This window comes from Oceanisphaera sp. IT1-181 (assembly GCF_033807535.1).
Lineage (GTDB): Bacteria > Pseudomonadota > Gammaproteobacteria > Enterobacterales > Aeromonadaceae > Oceanimonas.
This window is the reverse complement of sequence record NZ_CP136856.1, coordinates 1,963,789-1,986,119: the sequence shown is the minus strand read 5'-3', so window position 1 is coordinate 1,986,119 and position 22,331 is coordinate 1,963,789. Positions and strand designations below refer to the sequence as shown.

The 22,331-nt window shown below is 44.1% G+C and carries 17 protein-coding genes; 1 reads left to right on the top strand and 16 read right to left on the bottom strand.

Features of this window, described 5'->3' with window-relative positions; genetic code table 11:
• Positions 1-164 precede the first annotated feature (164 nt).
• The 3 genes from cysN to cysD form a co-directional block, all read right to left on the bottom strand.
• Positions 165-2,066 (bottom strand): sulfate adenylyltransferase subunit CysN, encoded by a 1,902-nt coding sequence (gene cysN, locus R0134_RS08870; protein WP_319784337.1) that lies wholly within the window; start codon positions 2,064-2,066, stop codon positions 165-167.
• A 58-nt stretch (positions 2,067-2,124) separates the two neighbouring features.
• Positions 2,125-2,451 carry a four helix bundle protein gene (locus tag R0134_RS08865; RefSeq protein WP_319781524.1) on the bottom strand — a complete coding sequence of 109 codons (327 nt, stop codon included), beginning with the start codon at positions 2,449-2,451 and terminating at the stop codon, positions 2,125-2,127.
• A 174-nt stretch (positions 2,452-2,625) separates the two neighbouring features.
• Positions 2,626-3,525 carry a sulfate adenylyltransferase subunit CysD gene (gene cysD, locus R0134_RS08860; RefSeq protein ID WP_319784336.1) on the bottom strand — a complete coding sequence of 300 codons (900 nt, stop codon included), beginning with the start codon at positions 3,523-3,525 and terminating at the stop codon, positions 2,626-2,628.
• A 1,002-nt stretch (positions 3,526-4,527) separates the two neighbouring features.
• Here cysD and R0134_RS08855 point away from each other — a divergent pair.
• The gene (locus R0134_RS08855) at positions 4,528-6,255 is read left to right on the top strand and encodes an SLC13 family permease (protein ID WP_319781523.1); all 1,728 of its coding nucleotides are present in this window, start codon (positions 4,528-4,530) and stop codon (positions 6,253-6,255) included.
• A gap of 476 nt (positions 6,256-6,731) precedes the next feature.
• Here R0134_RS08855 and pgi read toward each other — a convergent pair whose 3' ends face one another.
• The 13 genes from pgi to R0134_RS08790 all read right to left on the bottom strand — a co-directional run bounded on the left by pgi (position 6,732) and on the right by R0134_RS08790 (position 22,276).
• Positions 6,732-8,375 (bottom strand): glucose-6-phosphate isomerase, encoded by a 1,644-nt coding sequence (gene pgi, locus R0134_RS08850; RefSeq protein ID WP_319781522.1) that lies wholly within the window; start codon positions 8,373-8,375, stop codon positions 6,732-6,734.
• Positions 8,376-8,390: 15 nt separating this feature from the next.
• Positions 8,391-9,302 (bottom strand): UTP--glucose-1-phosphate uridylyltransferase GalU, encoded by a 912-nt coding sequence (gene galU / locus R0134_RS08845; protein WP_319781520.1) that lies wholly within the window; start codon positions 9,300-9,302, stop codon positions 8,391-8,393.
• A 78-nt stretch (positions 9,303-9,380) separates the two neighbouring features.
• Positions 9,381-10,394, bottom strand: coding sequence for a UDP-glucose 4-epimerase GalE (gene galE / locus R0134_RS08840; protein ID WP_319781519.1), 1,014 nt, complete (start codon positions 10,392-10,394; stop codon positions 9,381-9,383).
• Between the two features lie 75 nt (positions 10,395-10,469).
• A complete protein-coding gene (locus R0134_RS08835) occupies positions 10,470-11,384 on the bottom strand; it encodes a glycosyltransferase family 1 protein (RefSeq protein ID WP_319781518.1) in 915 nt (304 codons plus the stop codon).
• A gap of 49 nt (positions 11,385-11,433) precedes the next feature.
• Positions 11,434-12,393 (bottom strand): FkbM family methyltransferase, encoded by a 960-nt coding sequence (locus R0134_RS08830; protein WP_319781516.1) that lies wholly within the window; start codon positions 12,391-12,393, stop codon positions 11,434-11,436.
• 86 nt (positions 12,394-12,479) lie between these two features.
• Entirely contained in the window at positions 12,480-13,493 is a 1,014-nt protein-coding gene (locus R0134_RS08825; protein WP_319781515.1) for a hypothetical protein, read from the bottom strand.
• A 37-nt stretch (positions 13,494-13,530) separates the two neighbouring features.
• On the bottom strand, positions 13,531-14,610 hold the full coding sequence (locus R0134_RS08820; protein WP_319781514.1) for a hypothetical protein: 1,080 nt from the start codon (positions 14,608-14,610) through the stop codon (positions 13,531-13,533).
• 172 nt (positions 14,611-14,782) lie between these two features.
• Positions 14,783-15,472, bottom strand: coding sequence for an HAD family hydrolase (locus R0134_RS08815; RefSeq protein ID WP_319781512.1), 690 nt, complete (start codon positions 15,470-15,472; stop codon positions 14,783-14,785).
• A gap of 2 nt (positions 15,473-15,474) precedes the next feature.
• Positions 15,475-16,215 (bottom strand): 3-deoxy-manno-octulosonate cytidylyltransferase, encoded by a 741-nt coding sequence (locus R0134_RS08810; protein ID WP_319781511.1) that lies wholly within the window; start codon positions 16,213-16,215, stop codon positions 15,475-15,477.
• Positions 16,216-16,266: 51 nt separating this feature from the next.
• Positions 16,267-17,868, bottom strand: a complete 1,602-nt coding sequence (locus R0134_RS08805) for an aldolase catalytic domain-containing protein (RefSeq protein WP_319781510.1) — start codon at positions 17,866-17,868, stop codon at positions 16,267-16,269.
• A 197-nt stretch (positions 17,869-18,065) separates the two neighbouring features.
• A complete protein-coding gene (locus R0134_RS08800) occupies positions 18,066-19,763 on the bottom strand; it encodes a hypothetical protein (RefSeq protein WP_319781509.1) in 1,698 nt (565 codons plus the stop codon).
• Positions 19,764-19,856: 93 nt separating this feature from the next.
• On the bottom strand, positions 19,857-20,954 hold the full coding sequence (locus tag R0134_RS08795) for an ISAs1 family transposase (RefSeq protein ID WP_319781508.1): 1,098 nt from the start codon (positions 20,952-20,954) through the stop codon (positions 19,857-19,859).
• 269 nt (positions 20,955-21,223) lie between these two features.
• Entirely contained in the window at positions 21,224-22,276 is a 1,053-nt protein-coding gene (locus R0134_RS08790) for a sulfotransferase (protein WP_319781507.1), read from the bottom strand.
• Between the last annotated feature and the right edge of the window lie 55 nt (positions 22,277-22,331).

The following is a 22,331-nucleotide window of genomic DNA, read 5'->3' as shown; positions in this document are numbered from 1 at the left end:
AGCGAAAGACAAACGCCGACCGCCTTTTGTAGAGTCCAATTCATTGGACCAAACTGACAGCTGAAAGCTTAGCGCTGACGGCTGCCATTAGTCGTCATTGCGAGCGCAGCGTGGCAATCCATTGTTAAACTGACAGCTGAAAGCTTACCGCTGACAGCTGTCCCTTAACCTATAATCCCGCGCTTGCGTAGTTCTACAATCACCTCATCGGCGGCTTGTTCAACGCTTAAGCGAGTGGTATCTAAATGAATTTCAGGTGCTTCGGGGCGCTCGTAAGCCGAGTCGATACCGGTGAAGTTTTTCAACTCACCGCGGCGGGCTTTCTTGTATAACCCTTTAACATCGCGGTCTTCAGCTACGTCTAGTGGCGTATCAACAAACACCTCAATAAATTCACCTTCGGCCAGTTGCTCACGCGCCATACGACGCTCGGCTTTAAAGGGCGAGATAAAGGCGGTCAGCACTATCAGGCCTGCATCCACCATCAGTTTGGACACTTCACCAATACGACGAATATTTTCTACCCGGTCGGCATCGGTAAAGCCCAAGTCTTTGTTCAGGCCATGGCGTACGTTATCGCCGTCCAGTAGATAGGTATGACTGCCTAAGGCATGCAGTTTCTTCTCTACCAAGTTAGCAATGGTTGACTTGCCCGCACCAGACAAACCGGTAAACCATAATACGCTTGGCGTTTGGCCCTTGGTTTTAGCGCGCGCTTCTTTGTTCACATCCACATGCTGATAATGAATATTTTGGCTACGACGCAGAGCAAAGTGCAGCATGCCGGCGGCCACGGTAGTGTTGTTGAGGCGGTCGATTAAAATAAAGCCACCGGTGTCTTTGTTGGTTTGATAATCATCAAAGGCAATGGCGCGGTCTAGGCTGATGTTACATACGCCAATGCCGTTCAACTCTAACTGCTTGACTGCGGTATGCTCCAGCGTATTCACGTTCACCTGATGCTTAATATCAGTAATGCTGGCGGTGACGGTTTGGGTGCCAATTTTCAGCAAATAAGGGCGACCAGGCAGCAGGGCGTCCTCACTCATCCACACTATGGTGCTTTCAAACTGATCGGCGGTTTCTGCTGGCGCATCGCTAATGGAGATCACATCACCACGGGAAATATCAATTTCGTCTTTTAGCGTGAGGGTGACCGACTGACCAGCCACCGCCAATGGCAAGTCGCCGCTGTAGGTGACAATGCGTGCCACTTCGCTTTCTTTGCCAGAGGGCTGCACGCGAATGCGATCTCCTGGCTTCACTACGCCACTGGTAATAGTGCCCGAGAAGCCACGAAAATCGAGGTTAGGGCGGTTAACCCACTGCACCGGCAACCTAAACGGTGCCTGTTGCATGCGAGTGTCGTCAATTTCTACCGTTTCTAAAAAGCCCATCAGGGTAGTGCCGTGATACCAAGGCATATTGTCACTTTGGGTCACGATATTGTCGCCTTTAAAGGCAGACAACGGCAGGTAAGTGACGTTAGTCAGCCCCAACTGCTTAGCGAACTGGCGGTATTCTTCTGCAATTTCGTTAAAACGCGCTTGAGAATAATCGACTAAATCCATCTTGTTGATGGCGACTACGATGTGGCGAATACCCAGCAACGACATCAAATAACTATGACGGCGAGTTTGGGTCAAAATGCCTTTACGGGCATCGACCATTAAAATGGCCGCATCGGCAGTAGAGGCACCGGTCACCATGTTACGGGTGTACTGTTCGTGACCAGGGGTGTCGGCCACAATAAACTTACGCTTATCGGTAGAGAAGAAACGATAAGCCACATCAATGGTAATGCCTTGCTCGCGCTCGGCGGACAAGCCATCTACCAACAAGGCAAAGTCCATCTCTTCGCCCTGGGTGCCCCATTTTTTTGAGTCGGCTTCCATGGCTTCTAACTGGTCTTCAAACAGCATCTTAGATTCAAACAGCAAACGCCCAATCAGGGTACTCTTACCGTCATCTACGCTGCCACAGGTAATAAACCGCAACAAACTCTTACTTTCGTGTTGTTTGAGGTACTCTTCAATATTCGTTTCAAGCAAAGTTGTTTCATTCATCATTTTTCTCTTCGAAGCTATAAGCCGTCAGCTGTCAGCTGTCAGATAAACAGTCAGCTTACGGCGTTTGATTTATTGATGTTATCAGGCCATTTATCATGGCGGAGATTTCTCGTGTTTCTTCCAGCCACTGTTTGCCTAGCTCGACATTGATATACTCAATATCTATGCCGATATAAACTTGAGTTCGTAATTCAGCACATGAGCTCCTAGCGATAACAAGAAAATGCACTTTGTCTTTGTCAGTTCGTCGTGTCATGCCCTCTGCAATATTGCTGGGAATGGACAATCCAGATCGAGTAATTTGGTCACGAAAGCTAAAGTCTCTCAGCTCTTGAAAATGCTTATATAACGCTGCTGAGAGCTTAACGGAACGCTGCCACACCTGAAGTTTTTCAAAGTTTATGTTGCCACCACTTTGTACGCTTAAATTTCAAGCATAGCTGCTCACTTCGTGATAACTGTTTTTCCGGTTTTAACTGACAGCTTTTCTTTCGGTTTTAACTGATAGCTGACCGCTTAAAGCTTACAGCTGGTTATTTCTACGGCGCTTCGCGCCTTAGAAATAACCTTCCTGTTTCTTTTTTTCCATCGATGCGCTGGAGTCGTGGTCGATCATGCGGCCTTGGCGCTCGGAGGTTTTAGTGAGCAGCATTTCTTGAATAATTTCTGGCAGCGTAGTGGCTTCTGACTCCACCGCCCCAGTGAGTGGGTAACAGCCCAGCGTTCTAAAGCGCACGTTTTTCATCATCGGCACTTCACCGTCTTTCAACGGCATGCGCTCGTCATCCACCATAATCAGGGCGCCATCGCGCTCAACTACCGGACGAGGTGCTGCGAGATACAAAGGCACAATCGGAATGTTTTCTAGGTGGATGTACTGCCAAATATCCAGCTCGGTCCAGTTAGACAGTGGGAATACCCGAATCGACTCGCCTTTGTGCTTACGCGCGTTATAAAGCTTCCACAATTCAGGACGCTGATTTTTAGGATCCCAGCGATGTTGCTCGGTACGAAACGAGAAAATACGCTCTTTGGCACGAGATTTTTCTTCATCGCGGCGCGCACCACCAAAAGCGGCATCAAAGCCGTACTGATCCAGCGCCTGCTTCAAGCCTTCGGTTTTGGTCACGTCGGTATGAATGGCCGAGCCATGAGTAAACGGGCTGATGTCTTTCTCTATGGCTTCTGGATTAGTATGAACCAGCAACTTAAGACCGAGCTTTTCCACCATTTGGTCGCGAAAAGTGTACATCTCGCGAAACTTAAAGCGGGTGTCAACATGCAGCAACGGAAACGGCGGCAAAGAAGGGTAAAACGCCTTCATGGCTAAGTGCAGCATTACCGCGCTGTCTTTACCAATAGAGTAAAGCATCACCGGATTATCAGCCTCAGCGATGACTTCGCGCATAATGTGAATACTTTCGGCTTCAAGCCGTTGTAGGTGGGTCAGGTTCATGGAGTTCCTTAAATTATTTGTATCACCTAGCACTGAGTTAGGTGTATTAAGCCGTTTAACGGCCTTGCCAATAGCAGCAGAGTGACCCGCAAACGCCACCGGCGAGGGAGTAGTCACTATTATTTGCTGGGCATGACTGGTTAGCCAGTCAGTTATCTTTGCTACAGGACGAATGTCGCATCCCCGCAGCACCAAAATAATTTTGCTGTTAAACTCGCCGATAATACGAGTAAAAAATTCAATATAATCATTAGCTTTGGCCGTGCCTGCTACCAAATGCCACAGTAACTTCCCTTTAGGGGTATGCAGATACAGTAGGCTGTAATCGCCAAGACTTGGTGTTTTTACATCCATGACTCCAGCCCACAGCAAAATGGCATTGCCGTGCAGGGTGTGTTGCTTTAATGCGGGCAGACTGTGCTGGTACCAAGCGCGATAAGTGACAAAGTCACTATCTTCGGTAGTAATAGTGGCGGGCGGGGCGTTTAGCCCAAAACGGGTGAGATAGCGACCCAGAGTGCGTTCGCTCAAGGTTAATGTCGTTTGTTGCTGCAACCACTGCTTAATTAACGCGGTTTGCCACAACTGTGCACCGGGTATAACCGATTCTGGCAGTGCAGAAAACATCCATTGCTGCAATGTGGTTTCTTGTGCCGAGCTTAAACGGCGGCTTTCATCTTTGGGCCGGCCTCTGGGCTTAACATTTACCGCCACCCAGCCGCCCTGCATAAAGGCTTTAAAGGCGGCAATAATGGTCGGGTTACTTAAGCCAGTGGCGGCCGATGTCACAGCTAGCGTCGCGCCATCTAGCCGCATTTGCACCGCTTTTTTACGCCGCTCATTAAGTATTGCTGGCGATAAATGTTTAACAGTATTTTTTTTGGTCAAACTCAGCTACCACGTGGCTTAGCAAGCATAAATAACAAAACAGATTCAGCAACAGATGACATTCTATTAAAGATAAACGTAGAATAACAGAATTGTTTATACAGAGAATAAATTATGACGGCGTGGTGGGTGCTAGGATCGGTAGGCATATTATTGGCATTGCTGATGCAAGGGCGCTTTTCGCCTGCCGTCTTGTTTAGTGGCTGGGCGGTAGGTTATGTGATGTTTGGCGTAATCGAGCAGCAAGCTTTGCTAAATAGCTATGCCAACCCGGCGCTAATCACGCTCATTATTTTAATGTTGGTGTCGCTAGCGCTAGAGCGCTCCCCTTTGCTAGAGCACTGCTCAAACGCCTTGCTTAAAGGTAACGAAACCCTAGCTACCCTGCGATTGATGAGCGTAACGGCGGCTTTGTCGGCATTTTTAAACAACACCGCCGTAGTAGGCTCTTTGTTGGGCGCTATCTCACGCCAGCGCCATATTCCTGCATCTCGGCTGCTTATCCCTTTGTCTTATGCCTCTATTTTGGGCGGTGTAACTACCCTAGTGGGCACCTCCACCAACTTGGTGGTGAACTCCTTTGTGATTGATGCCGGCTTGCCGCCGCTAGGCATGTTTGAATTTGCCATCGTCGGTATACCGGTGGCCGTGCTTTGTTTGTTAGGCTTGTTGCTTAGCGCGCGCTTATTACCGCGTAATGGCGTGCAAAATAAAGAACATTCCCAACCCTATTTTTTAGAAGCATGGGTGAGCGCCGACTCACCGCTGGTTGGCCACAGCATAGAGCACAACCAACTGCGCAGCCTAGATGGCCTATTTTTATTGGAAATTGCCCGCCACGGCCGCTTAATAAGCCCAGTGTCGCCAGACGAAGTTATTCAGGCGCAAGACGTATTGGTGTTTACCGGAGAAGTAGAAAAAGTGCAGGCCCTACAACGCTTTAGCGGCTTGCAGTTGTTTGGTGATAAAGGCGATAACTTGTTGGCCTCTAACTTGGTGGAAGTGGTTATCTCTAATGAGTCGGAGCTGGCTAAACGCACCTTACAAGAAGTGGACTTTAGAACCATGTTTAATGCCGGCGTAGTCGGCATTCGCCGTGGCCAACGTCGGTTAACGGGTCAACTGGGGCAAATCCCGCTAAAAGTTGGTGATAGCTTGTTATTGGCTGTGGGGCCGGATTTTACTCAGCACCGCAATATTGATCGTAACTTTCATATATTAAGCGGCAGCTTGCAGCGGCCCAAGCTCAGCTCTCGGCAAAGTCTGCTCGCATTTATGGGCTTTGGAGGGGTAATAGTGGCTGCCGCCATGGGTTGGTTACCGTTATTAAACGGACTCTTATTACTGCTGGCGCTATTATTGCTTACCCGCACTTTAAGCGTGAGTGAGCTGCGCCGCCGTTTTCCGTTTGAGCTGGTGTTGATTATTGGCTCGGCACTGGCCATCGCTAAAGGGCTAGAAAGCTCCGGTGCCGCCGCACTGGTGGCAGACGGCATGCGTTATGTGTTTAATGGCCACGGCGTATTCGCCGCCTTCGTGGGTGTTTATTTAATGACACTGCTATTAACCGAAACCGTCACTAACAATGCGGCCGCGGCCTTGGCGTTTCCTATTGGCCTGTCTACTGCCCAGGCCTTTGGCGTCGATCCCATGCCGTTTATTATGGCGGTCGCCTTTGGTGCCAGCGCCTGTTTTATGGTGCCGTTTGGTTATCAAACTCACCTAATGGTCTATTCTCCCGGCCGCTACCGCATGTTGGATTACCTTAAAACCGGGCTGCCGATCAGCCTGCTATACTCCGCCGGCGTGATCACCTTGGTGCCTATGGCGTTTCCTTTTTAGCCGATCCCCGAAGGGGAGCGGTCAGCTTTAAGCCGTAAGCTATCAGCAATAAATAGACACAAGACCGTGACTAAAGATATTTTTGCCACGGAAGAACACGGAACAATTGAAAAAGCAGGGATTAGGGAACAGGGAACAGTGAATTCTAACCCCCAGTCCCTAATTCCCAGTTCCTAGTCCCTAGTCCCTCACCCCCAATCACTAAAGATTGATGATTCATTGCGAGGCCAAAACAGGCGGCGTTGGTTTTAACGTACTGCGTATAACGTAAGGCGTACAGCTGCCCTTGCGGTCATTGCGAGGAGCGTAGCGACGTGGCAATCCATGTAGCAGACAGTGCTAAGCCATCAGCCAGAAGCTGTCAGCTAAACAAATGGATTGCCACGCGGCGCTCGCAAAGACGGCGTAAGGGTGCAATTACCACGCTTATTTTAACGTAAGGCGTACAGCGCAGAACGTACGGCTCCCCGCAGGGTTCAGTTTTTCCACTGTTTTATCTGGTCTAGCAAACCTTGTGTGGAGGCATCATGTTGGTAGCCGGAGTCTTGCCCTGATAAGTCATTCAGCAGGCGGTTGGCTAACTTCTTACCCAACTCAACACCCCATTGGTCAAAACTATTAATTTGCCATAGCACGCCTTGAATAAAGGTTTTGTGTTCATACAGTGCAATCAGGCTGCCTAACGTAGTGGGGGTTAATTCTTTGCACAAAATAGTGGTGCTAGGGCGGTTGCCTGGCATCACTTTGAAGGGAGCCAACTCAGCAATGCGTTGTTCGATCATCCCTTCTGCGCGCAATTCGGCTTCTACTGCTGCTGCAGTTTTACCAAAGGCTAATGCTTCGGCTTGTGCCAGCATGTTCGCTAACAGCTTATGGCTGTGGCTGGGATAATTGTATGGCGAGTTTATAAAGCCAATAAACTCTACCGGTACTACACCCGTGCCTTGGTGTAATAACTGAAAAAACGCATGCTGGCTGTTAGATCCCACATCGCCCCATACAATGGGGCCGGTTACGTAGTCTACTGGCTGGCCAGTTAAGGTAATCGACTTACCGTTAGACTCCATATTCAGTTGCTGCAAAAAGGCCGGAAAACGATGCATCAACTGGCTGTACGGGAATATACCTTCGCTGCCGTAGCCTAAAATATTGTGGTTCCACACCGTCAGCAGGGCCAACAACACCGGAATATTCTGCTCTAATGGCGCAGTGCGTAAATGTTCGTCCATCTCATGGGCACCAGCTAGCAATTGTTCGAATCGCTCAAAGCCTACCGCCAGTGCTATAGGCAAGCCAATAGCGGACCACAGCGAAAAACGACCACCCACCCAGTCCCAAAAGATGAACATATTATTAGGATCAATACCAAAATCAGCCACGGCCTGTGAGTTAGTCGATACCGCCACAAAGTGCTGGGCAATGGCAGCCTGGCTATCACAGGCATCCAGCAACCATTGCTTGGCGGCAATGGCGTTAGACAAGGTCTCATCGGTACTAAAGCTTTTAGACGACACCACAAATAAAGTGGTAGCAGGATCAAGGTTGGCTAGGGTAGTCGCCAAATGCGCAGCATCAATATTAGAGACAAAATGCGGTTTAATGCCTACATCTTGGTAAGGCATTAGCGCCTCGCACACCATGGCGGGGCCTAAGTCTGAGCCACCAATACCAATGTTAACCATATCTGTAATAGGTTGGCCGTTAAAGCCGCGCCATTCACCGCTGTGAATGCGTTGGCAAAAAGCGTGTATTTTGGCTAATTCGGCATGCACGGCTGGCACCACGTTTTCGCCATTATGATATAGCTCGGCACTGGCCGGCATGCGCAGAGCCGTGTGCAACACGGCTCTTTGCTCTGTGGGGTTAAAAGCATTGCTGGTAAACAGCTGCTTAATGGCTTGTGGAATCTGCATGCTGTGGGCCAACTCGCAGAGCAAGGGCAGGGTAGTGGTGTTTATCGCTTGTTTGGATAAATCGACAAACAAATCACCATTAAACACAAAAGACAGCTCATTAAATCGCTTGGTATTTAGCGTAAAATGTTCTTTTAACGTTAACGCTTGTTGTTGCTGGGCATGAGTTTTTAGAGCAGTAAAAGCGGATTGTTGATGTAACAGCATTAATGCATCCGTGAATTATTGGCCAGAGGCAAAAGGCACAACGTTAGCGTTGTTAAATGAGGCCAAGTAATCGGCAAAGTCTTTACCCAACTGTGGGTGGCGCAGAGCATATTCCACATTAGCCTGCATATAGCCCAACTTGCTGCCGCAATCGTGGCTTTTACCTACTATACGGTAGGCTTCTACCTGCTCTTGCTTCATCAACTCGGCAATGGCATCGGTCAACTGAATTTCATCACCGGCACCAGGCGGGGTTTTTGCCAACAACGGCCAAATGGCCTTGCTTAGCACATAACGGCCCACCACTGCCAAGTTAGAAGGTGCCTCATCAATGGCTGGCTTCTCGACAATACTGGTCATTAACTTGCTTTGATTAACAGCAACATCTTGGCCTAAGCAGTCCACTATGCCGTATTGGTTTACATGATCATCCGGTACTGGCTCAACCATTATCTGACTGACGGCTTTTTCGTTAAAGCGATCCAGCATTTGTGCCAGATTATCTTTTTTAAGATCAGAGGCTGCGTCGTCAATCAGCACATCGGGTAATATCACCACAAACGGTTCGTCACCAATCAAAGGCTTGGCACACAGCACCGCATGGCCCAAGCCTTTGGCTGCCCCCTGGCGCACATGCATGATGGTTACATGTGCAGGGCAAATAGTACGCACCTCTTCCAGCAGCTGGCGCTTAACACGTTTTTCCAGCGTGGCTTCCAATTCATAACTGGTATCAAAATGGTTTTCAATAGAGTTTTTACTGGAATGCGTCACCAGCACAATTTCGGTAATACCGGCAGCCACTGCCTCGTTCACCACATACTGGATCAACGGTTTATCAACAATCGGCAGCATTTCTTTAGGAATGGCCTTTGTGGCCGGCAGCATGCGGGTACCGAGGCCGGCAACAGGTATGATCGCTTTCATTATTTTTATCCCTTTTATTCGATTTTAATGTTTAGAAACGTCGTTATGAGATGGCACGGTTTGTTATCTTGCTTTCGTTTACAGCACAGGTTCAAAAGTAATACCGGATGATTTTTTTTCCCATTGCCACGCATGGTGAATAATGGTGTTTAAATCCGCGTATCTTGGTTGCCACCCCAACTCGGATTTTGCTCTTGCTGCATCGGCCACCAAAACAGCGGGGTCGCCGGCTCGTCGTTCGCCTTCTTCTATGATCAAGGAGCAACCATCAGCAGCCACTACGTTTATCGCGGTATCAATGACCTGCTGTACCGAAAAACCCTGGCCATTCCCCAGGTTATAGGCTTGTGCTCCTTGCTGTTTTCCCGCAATCAAGACGTCGAGAGCAAGGCCATGGGCGGTACATAAATCTTCTATATGGATGTAATCGCGCACACAGGTGCCATCTTCAGTAGGGTAGTCACGGCCAAATACGGTTATAGCCTTACGCCGACCAGAGGCTGCTTGCAAAATAAGTGGGATCAAATGCGTTTCTGGGTCGTGGCATTCACCCAACTCACCTTCAGGATCAGCACCACAGGCATTAAAGTAACGTAAGCATACCGAGTTCAACCCATAGGCACTGGCATAGTCTTGTAATATCCGCTCTACCATCAACTTGCTGGCACCATAGGGATTAATAGGCTTTTGCGGATGCAGTTCATCGATAGGCGTATATTCAGGCTCACCAAAGGTGGCGGCAGTAGACGAAAAGATGAAATGCTTCACCTGGTGGCGAACCATCACATCCAGCAGATTCAGGGTGTTGGCTACGTTGTTGTGATAATACTTGGCCGGATCAGTCATCGACTCACCCACCAGGCTGCTGGCAGCAAAGTGCATTACACCGTCAAAATCATGTTGCTTGAACAACTGCTCCATCAAGCCGGTATCAGCAAGGCTACCGACAACCAATTCACCATATTTTGCCAACGGCCGGAAACCAGTAGTCAGATTATCAAGAATGACCACCTGATGACTGGCTTTGGCAAGTTGCTTGACCATGTGGGAGCCGATATAACCGGCTCCGCCTACAACTAAAAACGTTGCCATTTAGTTTTTGCTCCAGTACGACAGAGAAGAAAAAGCAATTTCTTTCACTGAATATAAATTAAAAGGACTTAAGGATTAGCTGTCGGCACAGTAACTGCGGGCACGATCCAGCATGTGTAATCGGTAATGCTCATCGTGGCCGAGTTGCAGCACCGCATCAGCCCATGTTTTTTGATCCAGAGGCAGCAACAATCCGTTGTGCTCATGCTGAACTATTGATTGGTATACAGGATGATCCGCATAAATTCCTACCGCTCCTGCTTGAGTAATATCAAAAAACTTAGTGGCCGAACGTGCCAAATTAAATGAGCTTGGCAATAAGGGTGCCAACCCGATTGCTCGACCCGGACGACCGACCAAGGCTTTATAGGCAGACCAAGGCATGGGTTGAAGAACATGAACACGTGGCAGATGAGAGAATAACTTTCTGATCTCGGTATTACCGAACAGCTCGAAACTGAATGCCGGATCGCGCTGCAAAACCTCTTCTACCACCGGCAGCAGCCAACGGATTTCCTGCCCATGAGAAGCAGAGCCATGATAGAAAAACGTCTTTTGTAGCGGGCTGCCGCCATAGGGTGATTGCGGGGCCATCACCCTAGGTTGCCAATGCTGATACTTTTCGGCCAGCCAGTGGTTGGACACCCAAAGCTCGGCATTCAGACGCTTCAGCCATTGCTGGTGGCGCCAGGCCAGGCGATAGAGTTTCCAGCGATAGCGTAGTGGCAGTTTTGCATGGGCTGACAAATCAAACAGATCGTCATCCATGAAGAATGCCAGCCGCCCCAGTGAAGCATAATTCTGCTCTACCCAGCGCTTCCATGGTGGCGTTAGATAACGCACAAAAACAAGATCTGTACCCGTATCAACAGACAGGTCTTCAGGTGGTGAAAGCAGGTCACAGACCTTGAGTTCTTCAGAGGCCAGAGCTGGCTTCACAAAGTAATCGCTACTGGGATTATCACCCTGCTGTACTACAAGCCAGCTCATAATGTTGTGACTCTCATTTCACGTAACACATTTATGGTATGAGCCTTGTTCAGCGATACCAATACAGAACCACCTTACTGGAGGCTGAAAAATTAAGTTTGAAGCCTTTATTTAGTAACGATGCATATAGCGTAGAGAGTGTGGCATCATCCAACACTGCAGGGTGAATTTCGATGATGATTTTATTGACGGTTGTCAGGTCGAGTCCTGCAAAAAACTCGGCTTCGCCCCCTTCAATATCCACGACTAATGCAGTTGGTTTTAACTCATCCATTACTACATTCTTGTCCACCGCAGCAACCGTTACCTTTTGGTAAGGTTCTGAGTCCGGCTCGAGCAGGCTACTGGCCCAGAAAGCAGGCGTTACATAAAAGTCACGGCTGGCTTTTGTATCGGCTAGCAAAGTATTCCGTGCTTCAAATTGCACACGGTTTCGTTCCATGTTGCTCATTATTAACGGTAACAAAGCCGGGTTTGCTTCATAGGCGGTATAAGTGAGCGGTTTACAATAGGTCATGGCCAGGGAGCCCATGTAGCCAATACCCGCACCTAATTCCAGTACTCGATCCTCGGGGCCAATGAACTGCATCAATAACTTTGCTTCGTGCTGCTCATAGCTACCATTCGCCAACGCCTTAAGAAGAGGCAAGGGCAGGTTTTCGCCGAATGCCAGTTTAATACCGTTACATTCAGTGCTTCCAGATTCAAAAACCTGTAGCAGCTTGGCATACTCGTGGGTTTTCTTCTGTAACAGAGGGCCAGAGGGGCGGATAGCGAGTGCGAGTGACATTAGTTGCTGAGCACAATACAGATCCGAGGCTTCAAGACTCAATGCTATGTCTCGGCAAGTATTTGCAATATGGTCACTCATTTCAGTGTCGAACTCTATTCCAGCCTCCGCTTTAGCCATAATCTCGTGCAGTGCCTGCTGCTGTTCATTACTGCAAACTGCCGTAGATAAACATTTTTGCACTATTTTAACATCTTCAGCTTCAAGTCGAATTTTCATGTCTTCATCCCTTGCATACCTAACTCAATAAAGTCCTTATTAACAGACTCAATGTTAAGGATGTACTGATAACAGAGACCATATATTTATTGTGCCATCACCACTTTTAATACTTCTTGAGCCACTTCCGCCTGTGTTGGCCAACGGGGAGCTTTCCAGTCCGGATTCTGCTCTGGCAAGGGTTCATAAAACAACTGACCATCTGCTCGGCCAAGATATTCGCGGGCTATATAGGCATAGTCTTCCTCATAACTGTCCACCAGTTTATGGAGAAACTGCGGGTTTACTATTTCTTTCAGCAGGCGATTGTCACCTTTCCCAAAGGTGCGTGCATGTGCAAGGAGCTTTTGATGAAGCTCGGGATCAACATCAATCCGCTGAAAAATATCCATCAGCTGTACACTGGCCAATGGCAACGAGGCGTTATCTCTGGTCTCCATGCGGGGTAGTTTTTCTGCCAGCTCCGGTTCACCAATGGCCCGTAAAAAATCGGCTTTCAAATCTGGCTGGTTCTGTTCCCGCTCGTAGGGGCGAACAATCACATTAGTCTTGCCAATTGCCTTAGCCCAGCGATCTACCAAGTGCCGATAATCACCATAACTTTTATTGCGTCTGCGATTGAAGTTTATGAACCCTTGAGGGCCTTGATTCCAGGGCGGCAGGTGTTTCATCTTCACCGCTTGCGCATAAGCAGACAGCCACCAATGATCGTGTCTGCGTAAATAGACAATCACTTTGATGTCGAAACCTTTAAAAAAATCAAGAACAGTAGAGATAGGCTTGTTCAACAAAAAATCTTCCGAGCTAATAATAACAGTATCAATTTTCTTGTTAATCTCGGATTGGAAGGATTTTTTTAGCTTTTTCTGCTCTTTTATCCAGGTGGGATCCACGCTAGGATTACAAAACCCTAAAGATGCGCTTAGTGAATAATGAGCTGACCCAATCAAGCCAGTTTCTGGGTAAAGTATTTCCGAGTTTAGCAGGTCTCCTTTTACAGAGAGTAAATAAGACTGCAATGCACTGGTTCCTGTTTTATTCATTCCTATGTGAATGAAAATTCTAGGCTTTGTTTTTTTAAGAAGATTTATAATTTTCATTTAATATGCGCCGCCTTATTTTTTATAAGGGCTATGTTTATATTTCACAGTCTTTAGTATGGCTTTTTTTGATATTTAAGTTGTATATATCTAATTTGTATTTTATGAACTTACCATTTGGTCTTATTTTGTTTGCCCACGACATACATTTTAACGCTACTTCTATTTCTCTTTCGTTCTCTAGTGCGTAATCTCTGAAAACATCTGCGTGTGAATCTATCCCTCCTAAATTTTCTGAATGCTTGATGGCCATATCAATTTCTTTATTTAAGAGTAGTCTTGCTATTTCTATATCATTGTGTATTAATTTTATTTTTTGGTATTTTATAATGAACTTTCTTTTGAAAGACTGTTTTTTATATGCCAGCATGTCATCATGGTAATGTTGTTTATATCTTCTTTTTTTGGCTATTTCTCTTAATTCATTAATGCTTACCTCAGAATTGCTGTATGCTCTAGATAAATATGTTTTTACTAATCCTGTATTTATTATCTTGCTAGCTCCACCATGACCAATACATAATGCTCTTATTCTATAATAATTCCCTCCGTATCTTTCTTGATGTAATTTATCTTGTTTATTTAAAGGGTCGTAAATTATAATCCCTTCTGCCTTGCAATTGGCTCCATCATTATGAGGAGTGTTCCAATTAAATTTGTCTCTAGCCCATTTGTATCCGGTTATGAATGGGGCAATTTTCGTATCTAAAGTAGAAATAGGATAAAACAATATATTTTTTTTTATTTTTAATATGTCAGAAAGAGCTGATGCACCGAAGGCGCCCATGCTTACGGCATAGCCTATTCTATTAAATATTTTCAACTCGGATAGATCTTTTTCTATAGTTGCTAATGAGTGGAATAAATCATTTTCTCTATACCAACTAGGCTCCGATAGACTAGAAATTGAAATGACATTTAACTCTAGTTTTTTTATATAATCGAACCCCCAAATTGATTGACCTTTGCTTGCTTGCTCTAAAGAGGGGCAGCTAATAGGATCTCTGTAAGCGTCTGCAAATGTAATTACGACAGATCTAGTGGTGTGACTTAAATCCCACTTGATATAGTTTTTATTTAATATTAGGTGACCTTGGTTTTTAGTTAAAATTTTCATGGTTACCGAACTCGTCTGGCAAATGAAGTACTAAAGTAAATGTAATATAATGCATTGATTTTTAAATTACTGTATGTTTTTAAATTAAAAACTTCGTCTGTGATTATTAAAGTTCCCAGGTGATAGATCCCTGAATGATGAGAATTAAGTCCTATTTTTATATTTACATGTTTTATTCTTTAATAAAATATTTTAAATTATTAGCTATTTCTCTAATATTTTTTCTGGTAGAAAGGTTTTTTTCTGCAACAAATTTTTTCCAGCCTTCGACTTCACTCCAAGCACTTAAAAATACGAACTCCAACCCCGCAGTATTAGCGGCTTGATAGTCATATTTACTGTCGCCTAAAAATAGAGCCGGGTGCTGAATATTTCTGTTAGCAAGTTCGTGGGCTAAAATAATTTCTTTAGTCTCTGGGCTACCAAATATGCCACCATCAAATAATTTATCCAGATCACGCTTAGCAAACACATCACGCAGCTCTGTTTGATCGCCACCAGACACTATCAGCCAGTTGGCATGCGGCGTGCGTGCGCGCAGTTCATATAAACCTACAGCGACCTCACAAGTAAGCAAGCCGTGCTGTACGGACTGTGCATAATGACTTAGTAGTTCATCTAAATCAGGGCCTGAGACAGACGGGGCGGTGATCGGTACTATTTGTTCTAAGAAATAAGCAAACTTTTTATAACGCGACACGCCGCCATGGGCGACGTGATATTCAAGTAAGGCTTGTGCAGCAGCTTCACTGTAGGGTAGAGCTGCTCGGTAGAAGGCATCGGTTTTCACTTTATTTGAATTTAAAATTACACCATCACAATCAAATACGAGAGTTTTATAGTCAGTTACTGTATGTTGCATACTCATTCTTTGGCCACTTTTCTTAAGGCAGCTTCTACCTTAGCGACATCGTCAGGAATATCTACAGCTAAGCTCCCTGGTTGGGTTTCAACCATACGAATGGTTTTGTTTAGCTCCAAAAAACGTAGTATTTCAATATCTTCACTGAGCTCTAGCTCACTCTTTCTGCCAAATGCAGAGAACGCTGTGAGTTCGTCTTTAGTGAAAGCATAGATACAGACTTGTTTTTTATAACGAACAGGTGCGCATTTTCTGTCTTTAAAGCCAGGTAATGCTAAGCGTGACATATAGATTAATTCATTCTGCTCATTAGTGATCACCTTGGGAATATTGACGCTGTGAGGATCTTCATGGTCACTTACCCAGCTAAAGCCATTAATTACTTCGTTCATATTGGCCAACTTTGCGTCACGAACCTTAAGAATATCTTTAGGATCAACTAACGGCTCATCGCCCTGTACGTTAATGTAAATGTCGGCAGCTATTTGTTGCGCGGCTTGCGCCAATCTATCAGTACCCGTTAATGCGTCATCGGTAGTCATAACGGCTTGAAATCCCGCTTGAGTAACCACATCCGCGATATGATTATCATCTGTGGCAATATAGACGTTCTCTTTGCCCACAGCGTTAGCTGATAACTCAGCCACCCACAGAATCATGGGTTTATCCAGTAAATTGACTAACGGCTTTCCAGGATAACGGCTAGAAGCATAACGAGCTGGGATCATGACGACACTGCGCATGGTGTACCTCATTTTATTTATTAGGTTGACGAACTGGTTTTATGAGTTGAGCTAAAGTGCATACACAGATTGAGTCGGTAGGCTATAACGAGTTGGAGTAATGGATTGTAGTGGTAATGCCTGAGTAGACTGTTGGTAGTGCTCAAAAAGCTGCTGCATTTCACGACTTCTGGGATCGTCAGCACCGTAACCATCGAATCCTGCCATCAGCACGTTATTTGCTTGGCCACTGCTCACTACCGCTAAGGCATAAGCTACCACGAGCGAGGTCGGCGTCGTGCAATGGTTTTCCGCAAACGCAAAGGTATCGGCTTGTACGCTTAAGCCAAAGTCCAGTACGTCTTTGCCAGCCAATGCCTGCTGTACGTCATTAGGTAACATGGAGTAGGGCGTAATTAACGGTTGTGGCAATTTAGTATGTGCTTCACAGTCAGCCAATAATCGTACTGGGTGACAAGCTACGCGTACATCAATCAGTTCAGCTGCAATAGCACCTTGGGTGTTTAGGGCTAACACTAAAGGTTTGGCTTGTCGAATGTAGCGTTCTAATGCTTCGCGGTGCTGTGAGACACCTGGACCTGTGCCCAGTAACAATATCTCACGACCAGCAAATAAACTGCTAGGTGTCCATTTTCCCTGTGGCTCACCACGATAGAAATGACGGGCTACGTCTAGAGTATTCAAGCTAAACTTCTTGCCGCCTTCTACACGTAAGTGTTCGATAACCGCTAATAGGTCTTCTTCACTGTAGCGAGAGTCATTGAGCATCTCTTGAATATAGGTTGGGTGAATACCGTACTTACCGGCTAAATAGTAATAGGGGTTAGTGCCCCAGCCGTAGGCGGTTTTCATTGGGCCAAAGTGTTTACGAATTAATGTCATCAAGGGAACTAAGTTAACGGCTTGCCCACGGCGGGCAGCCATTTCTATGGCTAATTCTTCAGTTAGTGCATTACCTGGGCCACGGCCCATGCCGGTTACAGTGGAATCTATCCAAGTCACGCCTTCATCCATAGCACGTAAACTATTAGAAAGCCCTAAACCCATGTTGTCATGGGTATGAATGCCTAGCGCACCTGTGTATTCGCTACGTAACCAGCCAATGATTTGTGCGGCTTGGTCTGGGCTCATACTACCCATGCTGTCGGCAAAATATAAGGCATCCATCGGGTAGTTAGCTGCCAAGCGCGCCAGTGCTTTTACTTCTTGCTTGGGGCAATCGGCCACCTGCATTAAGTTAAAGCCAACTTGATAGCCACGCTCTTTGAGCCAAGTTACGGCAGGTAAAGCTTTTGTGAATTCGTGTACATGACAGGCAATACGCACCAAATCGACCGGTGACTCGCTAGCCGATACTGGGAACAGCTGTTCCAATACAGTATTTTGTGGGATTTCACCGACCAGCTCATTACCGTTGATCATAACGCCAATGGTTAAATCGTTGGGTAATGGCAAGCTACGCAAGAAGTCATCGGTAGTAAAAGCACAAGGGCCTTTAAAACCTTTGTTATTTACTGAACGAAAGCCTAACTCGATGGCATTTACGCCAGCGGCCTGCATAGCAGCAAGGTAATCGTTTATCAGTTCAGGTGAGAAGTCCCAAGCGTTGTAGTAGCCGCCGTCGCGGAGAGTACAGTCGAGAAAATTAATCATAAAAATCCTTTGTGTTATGTGTTATGGGCGTTGTTTCCTAAAAGCACAAATGTGATTTCTTGAGCTTTCAAACAGAATAAATCACGGTGATCAGCACTGAGGATGCACTAAATTAGGCCTAACACGCATGATTTCATCCGTTTCAGCATTGTCAAACAGTGAAACATTCTTTTAGGAAACAACGCCTGTGTTATGTGTTATTTTTTAGTTAAGATGATTTTGTACTCAATTAATTTTTTATTTATATAGCCGCCAGCGGGTCTCAGCTGTTTTGCTACTTTCATTATTTCATAAGCAGTTTTGATGTCATTTGATTTCTCAAAGGCAATTGCAATATCACGAAGTAGGTCTGGTGCTTTTGACTCTGGAGTTATTTTCAATGAACTAAATGCACTTATGTTTTTTTGAGCTGATTTTATTTTTTCATAATTCAATAATGAGCGTGATATGAACTTTTCAACCAGTTCAGTTGAGCTTATAAGGCCTAAACTTATAAGCTTGTTAATGAATGTTTTACTGAGACACTTAAAATCAACAATATAATCAACTCCAATTGCACCAATTGTATTTTTTTTGTTGTCCAAAATGTTCTTTATGCATTTGCTAGGTAAAAGCTCAGTATCGTAATGCCACTGGAATTCGTGCTCCATGGCTGTGTTTATATGTGAAATTCCACTTTTCTTACATAATCTAGATATATGTAGTGAGCCTGCAGAGTGATTGGCTATAAATACATCTACAATACTGCCATAAGCTATTTTTTCTGCACTAGTCATACCTATAAGACTAGTTGTATTTATTCTTGAGTCGAGTTGTTCATCAATAGAATGGTAAATGCTTAAATCATTTCTTGTATTTTCAATGTCTGTATTTGATTGTTCTAAACAAGATGTCCAGCCATCAAAGAAAACTGTAATGTTTTCTATGGTGTCAGCGAGAGCGTTTAATAAAGAAACTATACTACTTTCTTGATTCAGCCAAATTCTTTTCTGAGAGGTTATACCTATCCAGATTATAATCCCATTTTTATTGGTTTTTAAGGGTTTTATTGTGTCACCATAAGTTTCAATTGAAGAGTTAAATGCTTTTGAGTCGAGAGAGTCCCTTAGTTTTTCATTATTTGAAATGAACTGATGATTTATAGCAGGGGAAATGTAAAATTTTGTTTTGTGCTTTATAAAAAGCTCGTCAAGATTAGTGGTTTTTATTGCATTGAAATTCTTATTAAATATAAGTGCAGGCTCAAAAAATGATTTTTGAGGGTCGTACAATATTGGTGTTTCAGTGCAGTCCAAGCTTTCACTTTTGTTAACAAGATTTTCTATGGTTTCAAGACCTGGAAGTATATCATAAAAAAAGTGAAATGGTCTTGAGTTAGAAACTAAAAAACCACCAAACTCTGAGTCATTAATTGAATGATAATAGCTTGTAAATTCTGGAAGTGAGTCGTAAATGAATCTTAAGAAGCTTATATACGTTGCCTTCAGGGTCTTTCTATTTCCAAAAATAACAGATAATTTATTTTCTTTTATATCAACAACAGCAAAACCGCTATAAAACCCTGACACATATATGAAAGATAGGTTCGATGAGCTATCAATAAAAAACATGTAGTTTGTATTTTTATAGAAGATGGTTTTTTTACATGTGTATTTTTCAGTTTTTGTTTTCAGTGAAATAATTTTTTCGTCTATTGCTTGCTTACTCATGTGAGCAATAGCATTTTCTTCTTTTAATTTTTCACAAATATCTTTTAGTGCACTTTCTTTACTTAGTGAAGTGTACTCAGTTGTTTCGATGCTTTCTAATTCTATCCAAAATTCATTTATAGAATAGGCGGTTTTTGTGTTATTTTTAGTTAGTAAAGAAATAAACTTTTTAGTGTTTTCATTCATCTTTAAAATCCCATTTGCTTTTTCTGATCTAGCTCACATGTATTATCTTTGGTCAGCATAACCACCAGGGCGGGATTTAACTTTGTTGATATTTTAACCAAAGATAATGTTTGAGCGATATTCACCCGACCAGCCTGATCTTCTACGTTTAGCCGCCAAGCTGTCTTTTGCACCCTGATGCTGTTTAATCACATTGAGTGCCGCGCGGTTAAATGCCGCCAAATGCGCTGCGCCATCTGGGTCTTTTACCTTTAACTCATCTTCTCTAAAAACGACATCAAGCACCCAGTGAAGTTGGTTTTCGACTTGCCAATGCTCCCTTACTGAACGCGCGGCAAGTTCAACGTCGAGCTCTAATGAGCTGGCATACCATCGTGAATCCCTTGTTCCTTTCCCTTTGCTAGTGCGTTCACTCACCACCTCAATAAACGTTTTAATATGGGGCCACTTTTCTTTAAGTTCAGGGGGTAAATTAGCCTCTATCTGCATGATATTACGCCATTCTTTACGTCCGTGCCCGGTGTTGTGCTGAACACATTCAGCCATACTTTCAGGGTCGTCATACACCGCAGCAAAAGCCGCGGTTACATGCTCATAAAGCTTAGGCTGATTCTTTTTCAATTGAATAGTGAAATCGCCTTTTTTCTTAATGATTAGCGCCATGGTTGAGGCTAAACAATGTAACGAATCAAGTGTCACAATCGCGTTATTCAGTATTAAGGCATCGAGCACATCACGGGCTAAGCCAACTTCTTTACCTTTGCTTCTATCTGATTGCTGATACAGCATTAAACCGCTTTCTACATCATAAGCGTTGACGACATGCAGCACGCTTTTGTTGTCATCTGACTTGGTTCCACGAAGGGTTTTGCCATCAATCGCTAGCACTGATTTCTCTGAGCGAGTTCGCTCAACATTCAACCAATCAAATAAGGCATCTAGTAGAGCGTCACTTTCTAATGTGCTGATTATATTAGCAATACAATGCCGTTTGGGGATACCGCTCTCGAACTGCCGATATTGCCTTAACCAATCAATTTGGCTCTCTCCGAAGTCTTGAATGGACTTCCAGCCGGTTGCGCCACTGAGTACGGCGGAAAAGACCAGAAACACGACATCAACTAAGTCGTGCTTAATATTAATGTCAGTGCGTGGGTCTGGGATGCAGCTAAGGCGCTCAAAGAGGGTCATAAAATAGTTCTGTTTGGAGAAATTGTAATGATCTGATCACTGAAAATAAAAATAGTTCAATACGTTACAGTACAACGCTAACCGATGATTAAATAGTCATCATTAGCTTCTGGAATTGTATGAATACCGACCAATTAAACCCTACAAAAGGTGTGAGATCTCGCCCTGGCATAACCACCAGATAGAGCTCTATTCAGAATTTTAATTGCTTAGTAAATTTTCATGATCTCGTACTGTAATTAATAAATTAAATCCTGTTTCATTGTTCGTTATCGTGTGAGTGTCGTGATTAAATGTTTGTTTCCGTTGCCGACTTCTAAATATATGTTTAGTTTTTCATTGAAGCTTGTTTCTTTTTGGAATCGTGCAATTCGTGCATTTTTATTGTTACTATATATACTTTCAAATATAGGTGAATATATGTGCCAAGCCACCTCGTCATAGATTTTAGAATTGTCTTTCTCTATGAGTATTTTATATTTTGTTGAGTCATATTCTTCTTTAATGACTAACACGCCAGATAATTCTTTCGGACTAACTGAATAAAAATAACCTTCAGAAAAAATGTATGGGTCAAACTTTAATTCATGAATTTCATGAACGTCAAACATTTCAATGTTTATAGTTTTAAATTTATTGTTTTTTTTATTTCCATAACTATATTCAATAGATGTGACTTTTTCAATGTGTTCAATGTCATATTTTATACCAATAAAATCATGCATCATTTTCAGGTTGTTATTTTTATCTATTAAATCTTTATAGTCTATCCAAAAGGAGTCGCTCCTGTCGGAAGACCATGATGTTGCTTCCTTTTCAAATATTTCTAGCGTTTCTACAACCTTGATTTTTTTTGTTTGTTTCCAAAAGGCACTGTCAGAAACTTCGTTGTGGTCTCTAGTGAGAAAAATAAAACACGCATCAGGAAATATTTTCTTTATGAAATCTAAATATTTTTTTATTTCATAATTACCTTCGAAATTCAATGCTTCGCTGGTGTATCTTATCTCTTTGAACCCCCAGCACTTTATTTTTTCTTTATCGTGGGTCACTAATTGATTTTTAATTATGTCACGTAATTGTTCTGTAAATAAATCAACATTAGTCGTTTCAGCTCCATAAAAAGGAGCTGTTATGGGTTGAGGTTTTTTTCCATATGTTTCTTTTAGTTCAGTTAATTTTTTATAAGAATAGTATAATCCTTTGATGAAGTTAAAATTTTCACCTTTAATTTGAATTTCTTCATAGGAGTTAAGTAGGCCCATTAATAAAGTGGAGCCAGTTCTCCCATAGGTTATTATAAAAGCATTTGACCAGTTCATTATAAATTACTCGCGGTTTTAATTTTGTGAAATTAGTTTTGTTATAACGGCGTTT